16 protein-coding genes are annotated in these 17,186 nt (G+C 70.2%); all 16 read left to right on the top strand.

Annotated elements, in window-relative coordinates; genetic code table 11:
- Positions 1-197: 197 nt before the first annotated feature.
- The 16 genes from ACFY1E_RS21760 (at position 198) to ispG (ending at position 17,169) form a co-directional block, all read left to right on the top strand.
- Positions 198-2,039 (top strand): DUF5941 domain-containing protein, encoded by a 1,842-nt coding sequence (locus ACFY1E_RS21760; RefSeq protein ID WP_389078322.1) that lies wholly within the window; start codon positions 198-200, stop codon positions 2,037-2,039.
- Entirely contained in the window at positions 2,036-2,788 is a 753-nt protein-coding gene (locus ACFY1E_RS21755; protein WP_389078321.1) for a sugar phosphate nucleotidyltransferase, read from the top strand. Before ACFY1E_RS21760 ends, ACFY1E_RS21755 begins: the two co-directional genes overlap by 4 nt.
- Positions 2,776-3,837 (top strand): iron-containing alcohol dehydrogenase family protein, encoded by a 1,062-nt coding sequence (locus ACFY1E_RS21750; protein ID WP_389078318.1) that lies wholly within the window; start codon positions 2,776-2,778, stop codon positions 3,835-3,837. The genes ACFY1E_RS21755 and ACFY1E_RS21750 overlap by 13 nt, the downstream gene beginning before the upstream one ends.
- Positions 3,815-4,594 carry a CDP-alcohol phosphatidyltransferase family protein gene (locus ACFY1E_RS21745; RefSeq protein WP_389078316.1) on the top strand — a complete coding sequence of 260 codons (780 nt, stop codon included), beginning with the start codon at positions 3,815-3,817 and terminating at the stop codon, positions 4,592-4,594. Before ACFY1E_RS21750 ends, ACFY1E_RS21745 begins: the two co-directional genes overlap by 23 nt.
- Positions 4,595-4,599: 5 nt before the next feature.
- Entirely contained in the window at positions 4,600-5,481 is an 882-nt protein-coding gene (locus ACFY1E_RS21740; protein WP_115910430.1) for a glycosyltransferase family 2 protein, read from the top strand.
- 93 nt (positions 5,482-5,574) lie between these two features.
- The gene (locus ACFY1E_RS21735; RefSeq protein WP_389078313.1) at positions 5,575-6,504 is read left to right on the top strand and encodes an ABC transporter permease; all 930 of its coding nucleotides are present in this window, start codon (positions 5,575-5,577) and stop codon (positions 6,502-6,504) included.
- Complete coding sequence (locus tag ACFY1E_RS21730) at positions 6,497-7,285, top strand: ABC transporter ATP-binding protein (RefSeq protein WP_389078311.1); 789 nt, start codon at positions 6,497-6,499, stop codon at positions 7,283-7,285. Before ACFY1E_RS21735 ends, ACFY1E_RS21730 begins: the two co-directional genes overlap by 8 nt.
- Positions 7,286-7,686: 401 nt before the next feature.
- Entirely contained in the window at positions 7,687-8,574 is an 888-nt protein-coding gene (hpnC, locus tag ACFY1E_RS21725) for a squalene synthase HpnC (protein ID WP_389078309.1), read from the top strand.
- Positions 8,571-9,521 carry a presqualene diphosphate synthase HpnD gene (hpnD, locus tag ACFY1E_RS21720; protein WP_389078307.1) on the top strand — a complete coding sequence of 317 codons (951 nt, stop codon included), beginning with the start codon at positions 8,571-8,573 and terminating at the stop codon, positions 9,519-9,521. The genes hpnC and hpnD overlap by 4 nt, the downstream gene beginning before the upstream one ends.
- On the top strand, positions 9,521-9,658 hold the full coding sequence (locus ACFY1E_RS21715) for a DUF6380 family protein (RefSeq protein WP_389078305.1): 138 nt from the start codon (positions 9,521-9,523) through the stop codon (positions 9,656-9,658). Before hpnD ends, ACFY1E_RS21715 begins: the two co-directional genes overlap by 1 nt.
- Positions 9,655-11,085, top strand: a complete 1,431-nt coding sequence (hpnE, locus tag ACFY1E_RS21710; protein WP_389078304.1) for a hydroxysqualene dehydroxylase HpnE — start codon at positions 9,655-9,657, stop codon at positions 11,083-11,085. The genes ACFY1E_RS21715 and hpnE overlap by 4 nt, the downstream gene beginning before the upstream one ends.
- A 68-nt stretch (positions 11,086-11,153) precedes the next feature.
- A complete protein-coding gene (locus ACFY1E_RS21705) occupies positions 11,154-12,218 on the top strand; it encodes a polyprenyl synthetase family protein (protein ID WP_389078630.1) in 1,065 nt (354 codons plus the stop codon).
- 116 nt (positions 12,219-12,334) lie between these two features.
- A complete protein-coding gene (gene shc / locus ACFY1E_RS21700) occupies positions 12,335-14,341 on the top strand; it encodes a squalene--hopene cyclase (RefSeq protein WP_389078302.1) in 2,007 nt (668 codons plus the stop codon).
- Entirely contained in the window at positions 14,341-14,982 is a 642-nt protein-coding gene (locus ACFY1E_RS21695; RefSeq protein ID WP_389078301.1) for a 1-hydroxy-2-methyl-2-butenyl 4-diphosphate reductase, read from the top strand. The genes shc and ACFY1E_RS21695 overlap by 1 nt, the downstream gene beginning before the upstream one ends.
- A 5-nt stretch (positions 14,983-14,987) precedes the next feature.
- Complete coding sequence (hpnH, locus tag ACFY1E_RS21690) at positions 14,988-16,010, top strand: adenosyl-hopene transferase HpnH (protein ID WP_351468710.1); 1,023 nt, start codon at positions 14,988-14,990, stop codon at positions 16,008-16,010.
- 4 nt (positions 16,011-16,014) lie between these two features.
- Positions 16,015-17,169: a flavodoxin-dependent (E)-4-hydroxy-3-methylbut-2-enyl-diphosphate synthase gene (ispG, locus tag ACFY1E_RS21685; protein ID WP_389078299.1), complete on the top strand. Its 1,155-nt coding sequence runs from the start codon at positions 16,015-16,017 to the stop codon at positions 17,167-17,169.
- Positions 17,170-17,186: the final 17 nt, after the last annotated feature.

The following is a 17,186-nucleotide window of genomic DNA, read 5'->3' as shown; positions in this document are numbered from 1 at the left end:
GGGACCCCGGATCATCGATGATGACCGCGGCAAAGGCCAGTGGAGACGGCGTTGATCGACCCGTGAACGGGCGGTGAACTCCGCGCTCCGGGCATCCGATAGCCTCTGCCGACATGCCGCCCGCCTGGTGCAGCCAAGGGGCGCCCACCATGCACATGACCGGCGCCGGCGCGTCGGCACCCAGGGAGTGAGTTCGGTTGTCGACCGCCATCCTCACCGGTCAGCCGGTCCCCGGATCGTCGATCGAGGGCGATCTGCGGTCCCTCGGCTTCGACGTACGGATCGCCTCCGACGCGGCCGACGCCGAGACGCTGCTGGCCCAGGTCCCTGGCGACCAGCGGGTCGCGGTGGTCGACGCCCGCTTCGTGGGCCACCTGCACGCCCTGCGCCTCGGCCTCACCGACCCCCGCTTCCCGCTCGTCGCGATCCCGGGCGCCGTCACGGCCCAGCCGGCCGGCCGCCAGACCCTGACCCGTGCGATGGCCCGCGAGAACTCGGCCGGCGGCGGCACGGCCCATGTTGGTGCCCCCGGGGGAACGCAGTTGAGCGTGAGGGAGGACGTCGACAGCCTCGTCGGCCTCGCCGACCACATCGTCACCGCCCTCGACAGCGACGGCGCCGACGTGCACCGCCCGGAACTCGGCAGCCTGGTCGCGGCCGTTCCTGCCGACCCGCAGTCCCGCAACGAGGCACGGCAGGCCGTCGCGAACGTCGACGACGAGGCCGTACGCCTGAAGTCGGCGGTGAAGTCCCGCGACGGCTTCTTCACCACGTTCTTCATCAGCCCGTACTCCCGCTACCTCGCCCGCTGGTGCGCCCGCCGCGGCCTGACCCCGAACCAGGTCACCACCGCGTCGCTGCTCACCGCGCTGATCGCGGCGGGCTGCGCGGCCACCGGCACCCGGACGGGCTTCGTTGCCGCGGGCGTCCTGCTGATCGCCTCCTTCGTACTGGACTGCACCGACGGCCAGTTGGCCCGCTACTCCCTGCAGTACTCCACGCTCGGCGCCTGGCTCGATGCCACCTTCGACCGGGCCAAGGAGTACGCCTACTACGCGGGGCTGGCGCTGGGAGCGGCCCGCGGCGGCGACGACGTATGGGCGCTCGCGCTCGGCGCGATGATCCTGCAGACCTGCCGGCACGTCGTCGACTTCTCCTTCAACGAGGCCAACCACGACGCCACCGCCAACACCAGCCCCACGGCGGCCCTCTCCGACAAGCTGGACAGCGTCGGCTGGACGGTGTGGGTGCGCCGCATGATCGTGCTGCCGATCGGCGAGCGCTGGGCGGTGATCGCGGTCCTGACGGCCGTCACGACACCCCGCATCACCTTCTACGTGCTGCTCATCGGCTGCGCCTTCGCCGCGACCTACACCACGGCGGGCCGGGTCCTGCGCTCGCTGACCCGCAGGGCCCAGCGCACGGACCGGGCGGCGAAGGCACTGGCGGACCTCGCAGACAGTGGCCCGCTGGCGGAGTTGCTGGTGCGAGCGAGCCGGGGCGCCTATCCGCGCGCGGCTTCCTATGCCGCTTTTGCGGGCGGCGTCCTTGTGGTCGCCGGCGCGCTGTTGTGGGGCGGCGACTGGCCGGCCGTGCTGTGCGGCTGCGGTTACGTCCTCATGTCGGCGGTGGCCGTCCACCGCCCCCTCAAGGGCGCCCTCGACTGGCTCGTACCGCCGCTGTTCCGCGCCGCCGAATACGGCACCGTCCTGCTCCTGGCGGCCGAAGCGGACGTGAACGGGGCGCTTCCCGCGGCTTTCGGGCTGGTGGCGGCCGTCGCCTACCATCACTACGACACGGTGTACCGCATCCGCGGCAACGCCGGAGCGCCCCCGGCCTGGCTGGTGCGCGCCATCGGGGGGCACGAAGGGCGGACGCTGCTGGTCACCGTCCTGGCCGCCGCGCTCACCGCCTCGCAGTTCAAGGTCGCGCTCGCGGTGCTCGCCGTGGCCGTCGCCCTGGTGGTGCTCGTCGAGAGCATCCGCTTCTGGGTGTCCGCTGGGGCGCCCGCCGTACACGATGAAGGAGAACCCGCATGATCGGCCTCGTGCTGGCGGCCGGCGCCGGACGCCGTCTGCGCCCCTACACCGACAGCCTGCCCAAGGCGCTGGTGCCGGTGGGGCCCGCGGGCATAGAGGGCGAGCCCACGGTTCTCGACCTCACCCTCGCCAACTTCGCGGAGATCGGCCTGACCGAGGCCGCGGTCATCGTCGGCTACCGCAAGGAAGCCGTGTACGAGCGCAAGGCCGCCCTGGAGGCGAAGTACGGCCTCAAGCTCACCCTCATCGACAACGACAAGGCCGAGGAGTGGAACAACGCCTACTCCCTGTGGTGCGGCCGTGACGCCCTCAAGGACGGTGTGATCCTCGCCAACGGCGACACCGTCCACCCCGTCTCCGTCGAGAAGACGCTGCTCGCTGCCCGCGGCGAGGGCAAGAAGATCATCCTCGCCCTGGACACGGTGAAGAACCTGGCCGACGAGGAGATGAAGGTGGTCGTCGACCCCGAGCAGGGCATGACGAAGATCACCAAGCTGATGGACCCGGCGGAGGCGACCGGCGAGTACATCGGCGTGACCCTCATCGAGGGCGACGCCGCCCCCGAGCTGGCCGACGCCCTGAAGGCCGTCTGGGAGACCGACCCGCAGCAGTTCTACGAGCACGGGTACCAGGAACTGGTGAACCGCGGTTTCCGGATCGACGTGGCGCCGATCGGCGACGTCAAGTGGGTCGAGATCGACAACCACGAGGATCTCGCCCGCGGACGGGAGATCGCGTGCCAGTACTGACCCGGCTCATCCCCTCGCCGCTCGTCGTGGACATCCGTCCGGGTGCCCTCGACGACCTGGCCTGCGTGCTCGCCGACGAACGCATCTCGACCTCGGGCCGGCTCGCCGTCGCCGTCAGCGGCGGCTCCGGCGCCCGGCTGCGCGAGCGCATCGCCCCGGCCCTGCCGGGCGCCACCTGGTACGAGGTCGGCGGCGGCACCCTGGACGACGCGGTCCGGCTGGCAGGCGACATAAAGGCCGGCCACTACGACGCCGTCGTGGGCCTCGGCGGCGGCAAGATCATCGACTGTGCCAAGTTCGCCGCGGCCCGGGTCGGCCTGCCCCTGGTCGCCGTGCCGACGAACCTTGCGCACGACGGGCTGTGCTCGCCGGTCGCCACCCTCGACAACGACGCGGGCCGCGGCTCGTACGGCGTGCCGAACCCGATCGCGGCCGTCATCGACCTCGACGTCATCCGCCAGGCCCCGGCGCGGTTCGTGCGCGCGGGCATCGGTGACGCGATCTCCAACATCAACTCGATCGCGGACTGGGAGCTGTCCAACCGCGTCAACGGAGAGAAGATCGACGGCCTGGCCGCCGCCATGGCCCGCCAGGCCGGTGAGGCGGTGCTCCGCCACCCCGGCGGCATCGGAGACAACGACTTCCTCCAGGTGCTCGCCGAGGCGCTGGTCCTCACCGGCATCGCGATGTCGATCTCCGGCGACTCGCGCCCCGCCTCCGGCTCCTGCCACGAGATCAACCACGCCTTCGACCTGCTCTACCCCAAGCGGGCCGCCAGCCACGGCGAGCAGTGCGGCCTCGGCGCCGCCTTCGCGATGTATCTGCGCGGCGCGCACGAGGAGTCGGCGTACACGGCCGAGGTGCTGCGCCGGCACGGGCTTCCGGTGCTCCCGGAGGAGATCGGCTTCACGGTGGACGAGTTCGTCCGCGCCGTGGAGTTCGCCCCGGAGACCCGGCCCGGCCGTTACACGATCCTCGAACACCTCGACCTGAAAACCGACCAGATCAAGGACATCTACGCCGACTATGTCAAGGCCATCGGTAGCTGAACTCCGTCCGGTCGTCCACCCCGCAGGGGTCAAGGACCGGCGCAGCGGTGAGCACTGGATGGGACGCCTCTACATGCGTGAGGTGTCCCTGCGGGTCGACCGCTACCTGGTGAACACCAGGGTCACGCCCAACCAGCTCACGTATCTGATGACCGTCTTCGGCGTGCTCGCCGCCCCGGCCCTGCTGGTGCCGGGGATCACCGGCGCCGTGCTCGGCGTGGTCTGCGTGCAGATGTACCTGCTCCTCGACTGCGTCGACGGTGAGATCGCCCGCTGGAAGAAGCAGTACTCGCTCAGCGGCGTCTACCTGGACCGGGTCGGCGCCTACCTCACCGACGCCGCCGTCCTCGTCGGCTTCGGGCTGCGCGCCGCCGACCTGTGGGGCGGCGGCCGTATCGACTGGCTGTGGGCCTTCCTCGGCACCCTGGCCGCGCTCGGCGCCATCCTGATCAAGGCCGAGACGGACCTGGTCGGTGTCGCCCGGCACCAGACGGGCAAGCCGCCGGTCCAGGAGGCCGCCGCCGAGATGCGCTCCTCCGGCATGGCGCTGGCCCGCCGGGCCGCCGCCGCGTTCAAGTTCCACCGCCTGATCCTCGGCATCGAGGCGTCCCTGCTGATCCTGGTCCTGGCGATCGTCGACCAGGTGCGCGGCGACCTCTTCTTCTCCCGGCTCGGCGTCGCCGTACTCGCCGGCATCGCGCTGCTGCAGACCCTGCTGCACCTGGTGTCCATCCTCGCCTCCAGCAGGCTGAAGTGAGCGGCATGAAGGTCGGCGCGGTGATCATCACCATGGGCAACCGCCCCGACGAACTCCGCGCCCTGCTCGACTCGGTCGCCAAGCAGGACGGCGACCGTGTCGAGGTGGTCGTGGTCGGCAACGGCTCGCCCGTCCCCGACGTCACGGAGTTCTCGTCGGGTGTCCGTACGATCGAGCTGCCCGAGAACCTCGGCATCCCCGGCGGCCGCAACGTCGGCATCGAGGCCTTCGGCCCCAGCGGCCGCGATGTCGACATATTGATGTTCCTCGACGACGACGGGCTCCTCGCCCAGCACGACACCGCCGAGCTGTGCCGCCGGGCCTTCGAGGCCGACCCGAAGCTCGGCATCATCAGCTTCCGCATCGCCGACCCCGACACCGGGGTCACCCAGCGCCGCCACGTGCCGCGCCTGCGCGCCGCCGACCCGATGCGCTCCTCCCGGGTCACCACCTTCCTCGGCGGCGCCAACGCCGTCCGTACGAAGGTCTTCGCCGAAGTCGGCGGACTCCCGGACGAATTCTTCTACGCCCACGAGGAAACCGACCTGGCATGGCGGGCCCTCGACGCGGGCTGGATGATCGACTACCGGTCCGACATGGTGCTGTACCACCCGACGACCGCGCCCTCGCGGCACGCGGTCTACCACCGCATGGTCGCCCGCAACCGGGTCTGGCTGGCCCGCCGAAACCTTCCGGCCCCGCTGGTCCCCGTCTACCTCGGGGTGTGGCTGCTGCTCACCCTCGTCCGCCGCCCCTCACGGCCCGCCCTGAAGGCATGGTTCGGCGGGTTCAGGGAAGGCTGGACGACTCCGTGCGGCCCACGCAGGCCGATGAAGTGGCGTACCGTGTGGCGGCTGACCCGGCTGGGCCGACCTCCGGTGATCTGACAAGCTCGTTCCTGTGAGCAATCGGCCCACCCGGCCAAGGCTCCTGCGCATGCCCGCACAGGCTGCGCATCCCGAAGACGAAAGTTTCCACCAGTGAGTGAGACAACGCACGACGACAGGGTCGCCCTGGGCGCGGCCATGTCGCCCGACGAGGGCCTCCCGGCGAGCCGGCTCGCCGCCAAGTACGGGCTGACCGTGAGCGGCGCCCGGCCTGCCCTCGCCGAGTACGTCCGCCAGCTCTGGGACCGGCGTCACTTCATCCTCGCCTTCTCCCGGGCGAAGCTGACCGCGCAGTACAGCCAGGCGAAGCTGGGCCAGCTGTGGCAGGTGGCCACGCCGCTGCTGAACGCGGCCGTGTACTTCTTCATCTTCGGCATGCTCCTCAAGGCCAACCGCGGACTGCCGCGCGACATCTACATCCCGTTCCTGGTCACCGGCGTGTTCGTGTTCACCTTCACGCAGAGCTCGGTGATGGCGGGCGTGCGGGCGATCTCCGGAAACCTCGGCCTGGTGCGCGCACTGCACTTCCCGCGGGCCTCGCTTCCGATCTCCTTCGCGCTGCAGCAGCTCCAGCAGCTGCTCTTCTCGATGATCGTGCTGTTCGCTGTGGCGATCGGCTTCGGCAGCATCCCGGACCTGTCCTGGCTGCTGATCCCCGTGGTACTGGCCCTGCAGTTCCTGTTCAACACCGGCCTCGCGCTGATCATGGCCCGGGCGGGCGCCAAGACCCCGGACCTCGCCCAGCTGATGCCGTTCGTGATGCGGACGTGGATGTACGCGTCCGGCGTGATGTTCTCCATCCCGATCATGCTGGCCGACAAGCCGCAGTGGCTGGCGAACGTCCTGCAGTGGAACCCGGCCGCCATCTACATGGACCTGATGCGCTTCTCGCTCATCGACGGCTACGGCTCCGAGAACCTGCCCGAGCACGTCTGGGTGGTCGCGGGTGGCTGGGCCGCCCTGTTCGCCGTCGGCGGCTTCGTGTATTTCTGGAAGGCGGAGGAGAGGTACGGCCGTGGCTGAGCAGACCGACCGGCAGAGCGGCGAGCGGGTCCCCACCGTCATCGCCGACGAGCTCCACATCGTCTACCGCGTGCACGGCGCCAAGACCGGCAAGGGCAGCGCCACCGCCGCCCTCAGCCGCATCATCAAGCGCGGCGAGGAGCGCGGGGTGCGCAAGGTGCACGCCGTCAAGGGCGTCTCCTTCGTCGCCTACCGCGGCGAGGCCATCGGCCTCATCGGCTCCAACGGCTCCGGCAAGTCGACCCTGCTGCGCGCCATCGCCGGGCTGCTCCCGGCGGAGAAGGGCCGCGTCTACACCAACGGCCAGCCCTCGCTGCTGGGCGTGAACGCGGCGCTGATGAACGACCTGACCGGCGAGCGGAACGTCATATTGGGCGGGCTCGCCATGGGGATGTCCCGCGAGCAGATCAAGGAGCGCTACCAGGGGATCGTCGACTTCTCGGGCATCAACGAGAAGGGCGACTTCATCACCCTGCCGATGCGCACCTACTCCTCCGGCATGGCGGCCCGACTGCGCTTCTCCATCGCTGCCGCCAAGGACCACGACGTCCTGATGATCGACGAGGCGCTGGCCACCGGCGACCGAAAATTCCAGAAGCGCTCCGAGGAACGCATCCGTGAGCTGCGCAAGGAGGCCGGCACGGTGTTTCTCGTCAGCCACAACAACAAGTCGATCCGCGACACCTGCGACCGCGTCCTGTGGCTGGAACGCGGCGAGCTGCGCATGGACGGGCCGACCGAAGAGGTCCTCAAGGAGTACGAGAAGTTCACCGGCAAGTAGTGCAGGTCGGCCTGGACGCACAGGCCAGGACGGATCGCGGGGCCCTGCCGCAACCTCTGCGGCGGGGCCCCGCGTCTGCAAAGGAAACGTCAACTCGGTCTCGCCTTAGGAATCTTGACGCCAATCGGTGTGTTGTTGTGATGTGCAGGACACCCCAGGGAACCTCGCTGCGTTGTACAACGTAAGCTGTACCGGTCCCGAAACGCGGCAAGTGGGGCGATAAGGCGCGACACCCCCGGCCGGGACAGCCGCGCGGACGGCCGGGCGGCGTGTCCGAAATAGTATGCATTGGGTCGGCAGTGTAGAACGGGAGATGTGACGGCAATGGCTACGGAAACTCCCCAGCTGAACGCAGCATGTGCCGTCCCCGCGCCGGGCAGTCACCGGTGACGGGAACCGGCATGTCGCATGCCGTTGATCCGGAGCGCGACACGCTCGACAAGGCCGCGGGCGAGAACTTCCCCGTGGCGCCTTTCTTCCTGCCCAGGGCCTGGCGCGCCGACCTCATGGCCGTGTACGGCTTCGCCCGTCTGGTCGACGACATCGGCGACGGCGACCTGGCGCCCGGCGGCGCCGACGCCCGTCTGCTCGGCGTGTCGCCCGAGGACGCCGAGGACCGGCTGCTGCTCCTGGACGCCTTCGAGGCCGACCTGAACCGGGTCTTCGACTCGACCCCGCACCACCCCCTGCTGCGCCGCCTCCAGCACACGGTCCGCCGTTGCTCGCTCACCCCCGAGCCCTTCCACGGCCTGATCGCCGCCAACCGCCAGGACCAGCTCGTCAGCCGCTACGAGACCTACGACGACCTGCTCGCGTACTGCGAACTCTCGGCCAATCCCGTCGGCCGCCTGGTGCTGTCCGTCACCGGCACCTCGACGCCCGAACGGGTCCGCCTCTCGGACGCGATCTGCACGGCCCTCCAGATCGTCGAGCATCTGCAGGACGTCGCCGAGGACCTCGGCCGCGACCGCATCTACCTGCCCGCCGAGGACATGAAGCACTTCCATGTCCAAGAGGCGGATCTCGCCACGTCCACCGCGGGCGCATCGTTGCGCGCACTGGTTGCGTACGAAGCACAACGCGCCCGCGATCTCCTGAATGAAGGCGCCCCCCTCGTGGGTAGCGTCCACGGCAGGTTGAAGCTGCTGCTTGCGGGATTCGTGGCGGGGGGAAGGGCGGCGATCAAGGCGATCGCCGCCGCGGAATACGACGTACTTCCCGGCCCGCCCAAGCCCGGCAAGGTCCAGCTGCTGCGCGAGGTGGGCGTGACTCTGCGAGGAGAGGGGTGATCCGGACCGTGGAGTCGGAACAACACGTGTCCGCACCGGTACTCGCCGCCTACAGCTACTGCGAGGCCGTCACCGGACAGCAGGCCCGTAACTTCGCCTACGGCATCAGGCTGCTGCCGACGCCCAAGCGCCGCGCGATGTCGGCGCTCTACGCGTTCTCCCGGCGTGTCGACGACATCGGCGACGGCGCACTGGCCGGCGAGGTCAAGGTGGCAAGACTCGAGGACACCCGGGCGCTGCTGACCCGGGTGCGTGAGGGGTCGGTCGCCGAGGACGACATCGACCCGGTCGCCGTCGCCCTCGCCCATGCCGCCGAGACCTTCCCGATCCCGCTCGACGGCCTGGACGAGCTGATCGACGGCGTGCTGATGGACGTGCGCGGCGAGACCTACGAGACCTGGGACGACCTGAAGGTCTACTGCCGCTGTGTCGCGGGCGCCATCGGACGCCTCTCGCTCGGTGTGTTCGGCACCGAACCCGGGGCGCGCGGCGCCGACCGTGCCCCGGAGTACGCCGACACCCTGGGCCTCGCGCTGCAGCTCACCAACATCCTCAGAGACGTCCGCGAGGACGCCGAGGGCGGCCGCACCTATCTGCCCTCCGACGACCTCGCGAAATTCGGGTGCTCGGCCGGGTTCAGCGGGCCGACCCCACCCGAGGGCTCCGACTTCGCGGGCCTCGTGCACTTCGAAGTGCGACGGGCCCGCGCCCTTTTCGCCGAGGGCTACCGGCTGCTGCCCATGCTGGACCGGCGCAGTGGTGCCTGCGTCGCCGCGATGGCCGGCATCTACCGGCGGCTGCTCGACCGCATCGAGCGCGACCCGGAGGCCGTGCTGCGCGGCCGGGTCTCGCTGCCCGGCCGGGAGAAGGCCTACGTCGCCGTACGCGGACTGTCCGGGCTGGACGCCCGGCATGTGACGCGGAGGACCGTCAGGAGGCGCGCCTGATGGACAAACGGGGCCAAGGTGATGCCACCGGTGAAATGCGGCACGCAACCCTCCGGGCGGGGACGGCGTCCCTGACTGCAGCGGTCGGCCGTGCACCGTTCAACCACGGCGGTCGCGCAGGGGAGGGTGCACGATGAGCGACGACGGTACGCGGGCCGACGAGCCGCTCGCGGATCCGGCGGGGCGTTCCGCAAGGGACGCCGTCGTGGTCGGCGGCGGGCTGGCCGGCATCACCGCCGCACTCGCACTCGCCGACGCGGGGGTCCGCGTCACCCTGATCGAGGGCAGGCCCCGCCTCGGCGGCCTGGCCTTCTCCTTCCAGCGCGGCGAGCTGACCGTCGACAACGGACAGCACGTCTACCTGCGCTGCTGCACCGCCTACCGCTGGTTCCTCGACCGCATCGAGGGAACGGCGCTGGCACCCCTGCAGGATCGTCTCGACGTGCCCGTACTCGACGTAGACAAGCCCGAGGGGCGGCGACTGGGCAGACTGCGGCGCGATGCGCTGCCGGTGCCCCTGCACCTGGGGCGCAGCCTCGCCACGTATCCGCATCTCTCGCTCGCCGAGCGGGCCAAGGTGGGCCGTGCCGCGCTCGCGCTCAAGGCGCTCGACCTCGCCGATCCGGACCTGGACACCCAGGACTTCGGCAGCTGGCTGACCGCGCACGGTCAGTCGGCGCGTGCCGTCGAGGCCCTGTGGGACCTGGTCGGGGTCGCCACCCTCAACGCGGTCGCGGGCGACGCCTCGCTCGGGCTCGCCGCGATGGTGTTCAAGACCGGTCTGCTGTCCGACCCGGGTGCGGCCGACATCGGATGGGCGCACGTCCCGCTGGGCGAACTGCACGACCGGCTGGCCCGCAAGGCGCTCGACTCCGCGGGCGTCCGTACCGAGGTCCGTACACGCGTCACCTCCATCCTCACTGACGAAAACGGGCGCTGGAGCGTTCAGGTTCCCGGCGAGAGCCTCACCGCGGACGCCGTCGTGCTCGCCGTACCCCAGCGCGAGGCCCACGACCTGCTGCCCCAGGGCGCGCTGGACGCCCCGGAAAATCTTCTGCAGATCGGCACCGCGCCGATCCTCAACGTCCATGTCGTCTACGACCGCACGGTGCTGCACAAGCCCTTCTTCGCGGCCCTGGGCACCCCCGTGCAGTGGGTCTTCGACCGCACCGCGACCTCGGGTCTGCGCGAGGGCCAGTACCTCGCGCTGTCCCAGTCGGCCGCGCAGGACGAGATCGACGAGCCGGTCGCCGTGCTGCGCGAGCGCTATCTGCCCGAGCTGGAACGGCTGCTTCCGGGTACGCGCGGCGCGGAAGTGAAGGACTTCTTCGTGACCAGGGAGCGCACGGCGACGTTCGCCCCCACCCCCGGCGTCGGACGGCTGCGGCCCGGCGCCCGTACCAAAGCCCCCGGCCTCTACCTGGCCGGAGCGTGGACCGCCACAGGGTGGCCCGCGACCATGGAGAGTGCGGTCCGCAGTGGAGTGAGTGCGGCGGACGCCGCCCTCGCCACCCTGGGCCGGCCCCGCCCGAGTCACCTCTTCGACGTCGAGGAGGCGGCCTGATGCTCGATCAGCATGCGGCAGGCCCCCGCACCCCCGGTACCGCAACAAGAGGAGAGACTGTGCCCACTGTGCCCCCGGCCGAGAAGGCCGATCGAGCGACCGCAGTGGACGTGACCGCGCTCCTGGAGCGCGGCCGGACCCTTGCCACACCGGTACTGCGGGCGGCCGTCGACCGCCTGGCCCCTCCCATGGACACCGTTTCCGCCTACCACTTCGGCTGGATCGACGCCGAGGGCAACCCCGCCGAGGGCGACGGCGGCAAGGCCGTGCGCCCCGCCCTCGCGGTCCTGTCCGCCGAGGTCACCGGCGCCGCACCCGAGGTCGGCATCCCCGGCGCCGTGGCCGTCGAACTCGTCCACAACTTCTCGCTGCTGCACGACGACCTGATGGACGGCGACGAGCAGCGCCGCCACCGCGACACCGTCTGGAAGGTGCACGGCCCCGCCCAGGCGATCCTCGTCGGCGACGCCCTGTTCGCCCTCGCCAACGAGATCCTCCTCGAACTCGGCACCGTCGAGGCCGGCCGCGCCACCCGCCGTCTGACCACCGCCACCCGCGCCCTGATCGACGGCCAGGCGCAGGACATCTCCTACGAGCACCGCGATCGCGTCAGCGTCGAGGAGTGCCTGGAGATGGAGGGCAACAAGACCGGCGCCCTGCTCGCCTGCGCCTCCTCCATCGGCGCGGTGCTCGGCGGCGCGGACGACCGCACCGCGGACACCCTGGAGAAGTACGGCTACCACCTGGGCCTCGCCTTCCAGGCCGTCGACGACCTGCTCGGCATCTGGGGCGACCCGGTCTCCACCGGCAAGCAGACCTGGAGCGACCTGCGCCAGCGCAAGAAGTCCCTGCCGGTCGTGGCCGCGCTCGCAGCGGGCGGACCGGCCTCCGAGCGGCTCGGGGAGATCCTCGCCGCCGACGCCAAGAGCACCGACTTCGAGAACTTCTCCGAGGAGGAGTTCGCCTCCCGTGCCGCCCTCATCGAGGAGGCGGGCGGCCGCGAGTGGACCGCCGAAGAGGCGCGGCGTCAGCACAACACCGCCATCCAGGCCCTGCACGCCATCGACATGCCCGACCCGGTCCGGGACCGGTTCACGGCGCTCGCCGACTTCGTCGTCGTACGAAAGAGATGATCACTATCGGTCGAACAGCCCTCGCGTAGTCGCCGGCCGGTGTCGCGGGAACACGAGCACCGGCCGACGGCGGACCCACAGCAGCACGATGTGTACGACTGCACGAAGGGGAAGCCATGACAGCGACGACCGACGGAAGCACCGGGGCCCTGCCGCCCCGGGCAGCCTCGGCCAGCGAAACCGACAGCACGAGCCCCGAGGCGGCGGGGGTGCGCGATGCCGCCGTACGCGCCGTCCAGCGCTCCACCGAGTTCCTGCTGTCCCGGCAGGACCCCGAGGGATGGTGGAAGGGCGACCTCGAGACCAACGTGACCATGGACGCCGAGGACCTGCTCCTTCGGCAGTTCCTGGGCATCCTGGACGAGGACACCGCGCGCGCCGCCGCCCTGTTCATCCGCGGCGAGCAGCGCGAGGACGGCACCTGGGCCACCTTCTACGGCGGGCCGGGCGAACTCTCCACCACCATCGAGGCATACGTCGCCCTGCGTCTGGCGGGCGACACGCCGGACGCCCCGCACATGGCGAAGGCCTCCGCCTGGATCCGCGAGCAGGGCGGCATCGCCGCGGCCCGGGTCTTCACCCGGATCTGGCTCGCCCTGTTCGGCTGGTGGAAGTGGGAGGACCTGCCCGAACTCCCGCCGGAGCTCATCTACTTCCCCAAGTGGGTACCGCTCAACATCTACGACTTCGGGTGCTGGGCCCGGCAGACCATCGTCCCGCTGACGATCGTGTCCGCCAAGCGGCCGGTGCGGCCCGCGCCCTTCCCGCTCGACGAGCTGCACACCGACCCGGCCAACCCGAACCCGCCCAAGCCCCTTGCCCCTGCGGCAAGTTGGGACGGCGCCTTCCAGCGCCTGGACAAGGTGCTGCACCAGGCGCGCAAGGTCATTCCGCGCAGACTGCGCAAGGCGGCCATGAACTCCGCCGCCCGCTGGATCATCGAGCGGCAGGAGAACGACGGCTGCTGGGGCGGCATCCAGCCGCCCGCCGTGTACTCGGTGATCGCCCTGTATCTACTGGGCTACGACCTCGAACATCCCGTGCTGCGCGAGGGCCTGGCGTCGCTGGACCGGTTCGCCGTGTGGCGCGAGGACGGGGCCCGGATGATCGAGGCCTGTCAGTCACCCGTGTGGGACACCTGCCTCGCCACCATCGCGCTCGTCGACGCGGGCGTGCCGGCCGACCATCCGCAGCTGGTCAAGGCCGCGGACTGGATGCTCGGCGAGGAGATCGTCCGGCCCGGCGACTGGGCCGTCAGGAGACCCCAACTGCCGCCCGGCGGCTGGGCGTTCGAGTTCCACAACGACAACTACCCCGACATCGACGACACCGCCGAGGTCGTCCTCGCGCTGCGCCGCGTCAAGCACCACGACCCGGAGCGGGTGGAGAAGGCGATCGGGCGCGGGGTGCGCTGGAACCTCGGGATGCAGTCGAAGAACGGGGCGTGGGGCGCCTTCGACGTCGACAACACCAGCCCGTTCCCGAACCGGCTGCCGTTCTGCGACTTCGGCGAGGTCATCGACCCGCCGTCCGCCGACGTGACCGCGCACGTGGTCGAGATGCTGGCCGTCGAGGGCCTCGCCCACGACCCGCGCACCCGGCGCGGAATCGAGTGGCTGCTCGCCGAGCAGGAAGCGGACGGCTCCTGGTTCGGGCGCTGGGGCGTCAACTACGTCTACGGCACCGGATCGGTCGTACCCGCTCTCGTCGCCGCAGGATTTCCCGGTTCGCACCCCGCGATCCGCCGGGCCGTGGCCTGGCTGGAGTCGGTGCAGAACGACGACGGCGGATGGGGCGAGGACCTGCGCTCCTACAAGTACGTCGAGGAGTGGAGCGGCAGGGGTGCCTCCACCGCCTCGCAGACGGCCTGGGCGCTGATGGCCCTGCTGGCCGCCGGGGAGCAGGACTCCAAGGCCGTCGAGCGCGGTGTGGAGTGGCTCGCGGCCACCCAGCGGGAGGACGGTTCCTGGGACGAGCCGTACTTCACCGGGACCGGCTTCCCCTGGGACTTCTCGATCAACTACCACCTCTACCGGCAGGTCTTCCCGCTGACCGCACTCGGCCGCTACGTCAACGGCGAGCCCTTCTCCAAGAAGCCTCTCGCCGAGGCCGAGGGGGGCTGATGAGCACCCCGCCCGCCCCGGCCCCGCTGCTGATCGCCTGCGCGCTCGGCATCGAGCACCTCGCCCTGCGCGCCGGCGACCGCGGCGGGGCCGGCGGGCCCTTCACCCTGCTCCGTACGGGCATGGGGCCCAAGGCGGCCGAGCGCTCCGTCACCCGTATGCTCGCGGACCCGGAGTGGAGCGGGGCGGCCGTGCTGGCCACCGGTTTCTGCGCGGGGCTCGCTCCCGGCATGCACCCGGGAGACCTGGTCGTCGCCGAGGAGACCCGGGACCCGGACGGAACCGTTCCGTGCGTGGGGACCGACCTGCTCGTCAAGGAGCTCGGGCGCGCCGTGCCCGGGCGCACCGTCCACACCGGTCCCGTCACCGGCTCCGATCATGTCGTACGCGGTCAGGAACGGTCCGATCTGCTCGCGACCGGCGCGATCGCGGTCGACATGGAGTCCGCGGCGACGCTTCTGAGCGCCGTGCGCACCGGCGTGCGCCCGGTTGCGGCCGTGCGGGTGGTCGTGGACGCTCCTGAACATGAACTTGTTCGAATCGGCACGGTCCGCGGTGGAATATCAGCTTTCCGTGTCCTTCGTGCCGTACTTCCAGCTTTCTTCGAATGGCACCGTTCTTTGCTGCTCCCCAGGAGGTGAGCCAGATGGCCATGCCGCTGCGTCAGTCCATCAAGGTCGCTACGTATTTGGCTGAACAGAAGCTCCGCAAGCGGGACAAGTTTCCGCTGATCGTGGAGCTGGAACCGCTCTTCGCGTGCAATCTGAAGTGCGAGGGCTGCGGCAAGATCCAGCATCCGGCGGGTGTGCTCAAGCAGCGCATGCCGGTCGCGCAGGCCGTCGGGGCGGTGCTCGAATCCGGTGCCCCCATGGTGTCCATCGCGGGCGGTGAGCCCCTGATGCACCCTCAGATCGATGAGATCGTGCGGCAGCTGGTGGCGAGGAAGAAGTACGTCTTCCTCTGCACCAACGCGATGTTGCTGCGCAAGAAGATGGACAAGTTCAAGCCCTCTCCCTATTTCGCCTTCGCCGTGCACATCGACGGGCTGCGCGAGCGGCACGACGAGTCGGTGGCGAAGGAGGGCGTCTTCGACGAGGCCGTGGAGGCGATCAAGGAGGCCAAGCGGCGTGGCTTCCGGGTCACCACGAACTCGACCTTCTTCAACACGGACACCCCGCAGACCGTCATCGAGGTGCTCAACTTCCTCAACGACGACCTCAAGGTCGACGAGATGATGATCTCGCCCGCCTACGCCTACGAGAAGGCACCCGACCAGGAGCACTTCCTGGGCGTGGAGCAGACCCGTGAGCTGTTCAAGAAGGCCTTCGCGGGCGGCAACCGCAGGAAGTGGCGGCTGAACCACTCGCCGCTGTTCCTCGACTTCCTCGAGGGCAAGGTCGACTTCCCGTGCACCGCCTGGGCGATTCCCAACTACTCGCTCTTCGGCTGGCAGCGCCCCTGCTACCTGATGAGCGACGGGTATGTGCCGACGTACCGCGAACTGATCGAGGAGACCGACTGGGACAAGTACGGCCGCGGCAAGGACCCGCGCTGCGCCAACTGCATGGCGCACTGCGGCTACGAGCCCACCGCCGTCCTCGCCACCATGGGGTCCCTGAAGGAGTCCCTGCGCGCGATGCGCGAGACGGTCTCCGGAAACCGGGAGTGACGCGATGACCGCCATCTCCTTGGGCGTCCCCGAGGTACCGGCCCGGCCGATCGCCGAGCGGCGCGTGTCGCGGCAGATCCATGTCGGGCCGGTGGCGGTCGGGGGCGGCGCCCCGGTGTCGGTGCAGTCGATGACGACGACCCGCACCTCGGACATCGGCGCCACCCTGCAGCAGATCGCCGAGCTCACCGCGTCCGGCTGCCAGATCGTCCGCGTCGCCTGTCCCACGCAGGACGACGCGGACGCGCTCGCGACCATCGCCCGCAAGTCGCAGATCCCGGTGATCGCGGACATCCACTTCCAGCCGAAGTACGTGTTCGCCGCCATCGAGGCCGGGTGCGCCGCGGTGCGGGTGAACCCCGGCAACATCAAGAAGTTCGACGACCAGGTGAAGGAGATCGCGCGGGCCGCGAAGGACCACGGCACGCCGATCAGGATCGGGGTCAACGCCGGGTCGCTGGACAGGCGGCTGCTGCAGAAGTACGGCAGGGCGACTCCGGAGGCGCTCGTCGAGAGCGCGCTGTGGGAGGCGTCCCTCTTCGAGGAGCACGGCTTCCGGGACATCAAGATCTCGGTCAAGCACAACGACCCGGTCGTGATGATCGAGGCGTACAAGCAGCTCGCCGCGCAGTGCGACTACCCGCTGCACCTCGGCGTGACGGAGGCCGGTCCCGCCTTCCAGGGCACGATCAAGTCGGCGGTCGCCTTCGGGGCGCTGCTCTCGCAGGGCATCGGCGACACCATCAGGGTCTCGCTCAGCGCCCCGCCCGCCGAGGAGGTCAAGGTCGGCCTGCAGATCCTGGAGGCGCTGAACCTCAAGCAGCGTCGGCTGGAGATCGTCTCCTGCCCGTCCTGCGGCCGTGCCCAGGTCGACGTCTACAAACTGGCCGACGAGGTCACGGCCGGACTTACGGGCATGGAAGTCCCGTTGCGGGTAGCCGTGATGGGTTGTGTGGTCAACGGCCCGGGTGAGGCGCGGGAGGCGGACCTCGGGGTCGCCTCCGGCAACGGCAAGGGGCAGATCTTCGTCAAGGGCGAGGTCATCAAGACCGTACCCGAGTCGAAGATCGTGGAGACCCTCATCGAGGAAGCGATGAAGATCGCCGAACAGATGGAACAGGACGGCGCGTCGGGGGAGCCGGCCGTCACCGTGAGCTGAACAGCACGGACCGAAGG

Source organism: Streptomyces sp. NPDC001604, from assembly GCF_042893475.1.
Classification (GTDB): Bacteria; Actinomycetota; Actinomycetes; order Streptomycetales; family Streptomycetaceae; genus Streptomyces.
This window is presented reverse-complemented; position numbering and strand designations above follow the sequence as displayed.